The 3,335-nt window shown below is 71.3% G+C and carries 3 protein-coding genes and 1 pseudogene; 3 read left to right on the top strand and 1 reads right to left on the bottom strand.

Features of this window, described 5'->3' with window-relative positions:
* Nucleotides 1–1,201: DEDD exonuclease domain-containing protein (locus tag DQP56_RS23320; protein WP_112689421.1), on the bottom strand; the 1,201-nt coding region annotated here is incomplete at its 3' end.
* Between the two features lie 80 nt (nt 1,202–1,281).
* Between DQP56_RS23320 and DQP56_RS23315 the strand changes: the two genes are divergently transcribed.
* From DQP56_RS23315 to DQP56_RS23305, 3 genes and pseudogenes are all read left to right on the top strand, one after another.
* Entirely contained in the window at nt 1,282–1,557 is a 276-nt protein-coding gene (locus DQP56_RS23315) for a hypothetical protein (RefSeq protein WP_234825803.1), read from the top strand.
* Between the two features lie 160 nt (nt 1,558–1,717).
* Nucleotides 1,718–2,875 carry a peptidoglycan hydrolase RipC gene (gene ripC / locus DQP56_RS23310; protein ID WP_234825802.1) on the top strand — a complete coding sequence of 386 codons (1,158 nt, stop codon included), beginning with the start codon at nt 1,718–1,720 and terminating at the stop codon, nt 2,873–2,875.
* Nucleotides 2,876–2,939: 64 nt separating this feature from the next.
* Nucleotides 2,940–3,335 (top strand): annotated as a pseudogene (locus DQP56_RS23305) (hypothetical protein); the annotation flags it as partial.

Here is a 3,335-nt window from a genome sequence, read left to right as displayed (position 1 = left end):
TGACTTCGGCCGGCGGGCAGGTGTGCCGGCCGGTACGGCTCAACCGCGTTGTGCAGGTTCGGATTCCGGTGAAGCGCGCCAGCAGCGCCGCGGTCGCGGCGGCGTCGGCGCGGGAACGGAAGGGGCCGATCACCCGGTCGTGCCGGGGCGCGCGCACCACCGACAGCCGTGGGAAGGCCTCCTGCGAAAGCGTGATCCACCACCACCGCCGCGGAAACTTCGAGCGCCGGTTGTAGGGCGGGGCGTGCGCGGCCAGCAGGCGCAGCTCGTGCACCCCGGCCTCGAGCGGGTGCGCGCATTCGACGTGGTCGATCCGCGTCGCCAGGGCCACCATCTCGGTGATGCGACTGCGCCGATCGGATCCGTTGAAGTACCCACCGGCCCGGCGGCGCAGGTCGGTGGCGGTGCCGATATAGAGCACTTCGTCGGACGGCCCGCGGAACAGGTAGACACCCGGCCGGTGCGGAAGCGCCTCGGCCAGAGTGCGTTTGCGGCGCTGGGCCGGGGTGGCGTGCGACAGGTAGGCGCGGAGGTCGGCGAAGGTGTGCACCCGCTGGTTGCCAACGCGCTCGATGAGGGCGTGCAGGACGTCGACGGTGGCGCGGGCGTCATCGAGAGCCCGGTGGGTGGGTGTGGTGCTGACCGCGAACAGCCGGGCCAACTCGGCCAGTCGCACGCTGGGCGCCTCCTCACGACTGAGCACCCGGCGTGCCAGCCGGACCGTGCACAGCACCGGCGGCCGCGGCCAGCCCAGCCCGCAGCGTTGCGCGGCGGCGGTCAGGAACCCGACGTCGAAACCGGCGTTGTGGGCGACCAGCACGGTGTCATTGCCGCCCTTGCGGGCTGAGCCGAACCCGGCGAACTCCAGAAACATCGGCAGGACGGCATCGATCGTGGGCGCGTCGTGCACCATCGCGGTGGTGATCCCGGTCAACCGGACGATCTGCGGCGGGATGCCGCGCTGCGGGTTGATCAAGGTGGCGAACTCCCCCTCGACCACGCCGCCGCGCACCTTGACCGCGCCGATCTCGGTGATGGCGTCGACGGCGCCGTCGACGCCGGGGGAGGCGCGGGCGCCGGTGGTCTCCAGGTCCACCACCACGAAGGTGGTCTCCCGCAGTGCCTTGGCGGCCGGTGTGGCTTCGAGCTGGGCCTCAAGTTGCACAAAACTCAGCTGCCCGGCGTCAGCGCGCGAAGTCATGGCCCGAACCTAGGCCGACGCACCGACAGCTGTCGGTGGGCACGGTTAGCGTGCCGGCAACCGATCGAGAGGAATCACCAATGGGACAGATCTCGGGCCACTCGGGACACTCGGAGCGCACTGACGCACCGCGCGTCGACCCGGAGCCGGTGGTGATCGACTGTGACCACTGCGCGGTACGGGGACCCGCCTGCCGGGATTGCGTGGTCAGCGTGCTGCTGGGAGCGCCCACCGAGCTGCTGGAGGACGAGCGGGCGGCCTTGGACGTGCTCGCCGAGGCCGGGATGGCGCCGCGGTTGCGCCTGGTCCCGATCCGCCGGGACGGCGGCCCGGCGCGCCGCTCCGGCGTGGCCTGATCGGCGGCGCGCCGCTTCGGGCCCCGCCCGAAGCCGGGTGTTAAAGTGGCGGCTCGCGATGGACAATGCCGTTGCCATTTCGTAACCTGTTCGAGACCCTTACGTACTTTCGGCGGCGGCACGGCCACGTACCTCCCTGGGCAGTGTTAAGGATGCAATCTTGAAGCTCGAACGTATGCGGTGGAATCTGCGTGCTTTTAGGCGTCCTGCTCTCGGTGTCGCGACTGCTCTGGTGGTCGGCGTCACGACCCTGACCGGCACCTGGGTCGGCAGCGTGTCTGCCGATCCGGCCGACGACGCGCTGGCGAAACTCAGCGAGTTGTCCCGCCAGGCCGAGCAGACCACCGAAGCGATGCACACCGCGCAGCTCAACCTCGACCGGAAGCTGGCCGAACAGCAGGCCGCGGACCGGGCGCACGCCGACGACCAGGCCGCGCTCGCCGCTGCCAAGGAACAACTGTCCGGCTACCGTTCGGCGGTCAACCGGTTCGCCGCCACCACCTACATGGGCGGCCGGGTCGGGGGCATGGACGCCATCCTGACCGCCGAGTCACCGCAGCAGCTGATCGACAAGCTCGCCGTGCAGCGGGTGGTTGCCAGCGACCTGTCGGTGCAGCTGGAGCGGTTCCGGGTCGCCAGCGAGCAGGCCGACCAGGCCGAGCAGGCGTCCGCCAAGTCGGCCGAGGAGGCCCGGACCGCGGCCGAGCAGGCCGCCGCCGTGCGCGCCGAACTACAGGCCAAGCAAAGCCGGCTGCAGCTGCAGATCTCGGTGGTCAAATCGCAGTACTACGCGCTCACGCCGCAGCAGCGCACCGCGATGGCCGAGCCCGGGCCGGTCCCGGAAGCCGCAGCGGGCGAGCCCGGCCCCGACGGAGCGCCCCCGGCTCCCGGATTCGGAATCCCCGGGTTCCCGATCCCCGGTTCCGATGCGCCACCCCCGATGGAGATGGGCGCGCCGGGTGGTGGAAGCGGCGGCGCCGCGACCGCCGTTCAAGCCGCGTTGACCCAGGTCGGCACCCCTTACGTCTGGGGTGGGGCCGCACCGGGCGGGTTCGACTGCTCGGGGCTGGTGATGTGGGCGTTCAACCAGGCCGGGATCAACCTGCCGCACTCCAGTCAGGCGCAGGCCAGCGGCGGACAGCCGGTGGCGCTGTCGGACCTGCAGCCGGGCGACGTGCTGACCTTCTACTCGGATGCCTCCCACTCCGGCATCTACGTCGGCGACGGCATGATGATCCACTCGTCGACCTACGGTCAGCCGGTCCGGGTGGTGCCGATGACCTCATCCGGCCCGATCCACAACGCGCGCCGTTACTGAGCGCCGCGGACTCCGCCGCCTGCTGGCCGCGCTGCTGGCAGCCGAGCTGATCAGCGGCGTCACGATGCTGGCCCTCCCGGCACCGCCGCCGGTGGATGCGCCGCTGATCGTCGGGGATCAGCGCAGCGTCGTCCTGGAGAATCTCGGCGGCCCGCCCGGTGAGGCGTTGTTGTCCCGGGTGGCCGCCGACATCGGATCCGCCGTCGAGGCGGTCGAAGCGTTCTGGGGTACTGACTGGTCGCACCACATCGAGCTGACGGCCACCGGCTCGGATCGGCAATTCGCCACGCTGGCCGGCGGCGCCGCCGGTGATGTCACACAGTGGTCCGACGTCGCCGCGGTCGCGGTGGCCGACCGGGTGGACGCCGAACGCCGGGTGGCCGCCGGTCAGCGGATCGTCTTCGCGCCCGGCGCGGCCGCGATGAGCACTCCGGCGCTGCGAATCGTGTTGCGGCACGAG

The organism is Mycolicibacter senuensis (assembly GCF_003284925.1).
GTDB lineage: Bacteria > Actinomycetota > Actinomycetes > Mycobacteriales > Mycobacteriaceae > Mycobacterium > Mycobacterium algericum_A.
This window is presented reverse-complemented; position numbering and strand designations above follow the sequence as displayed.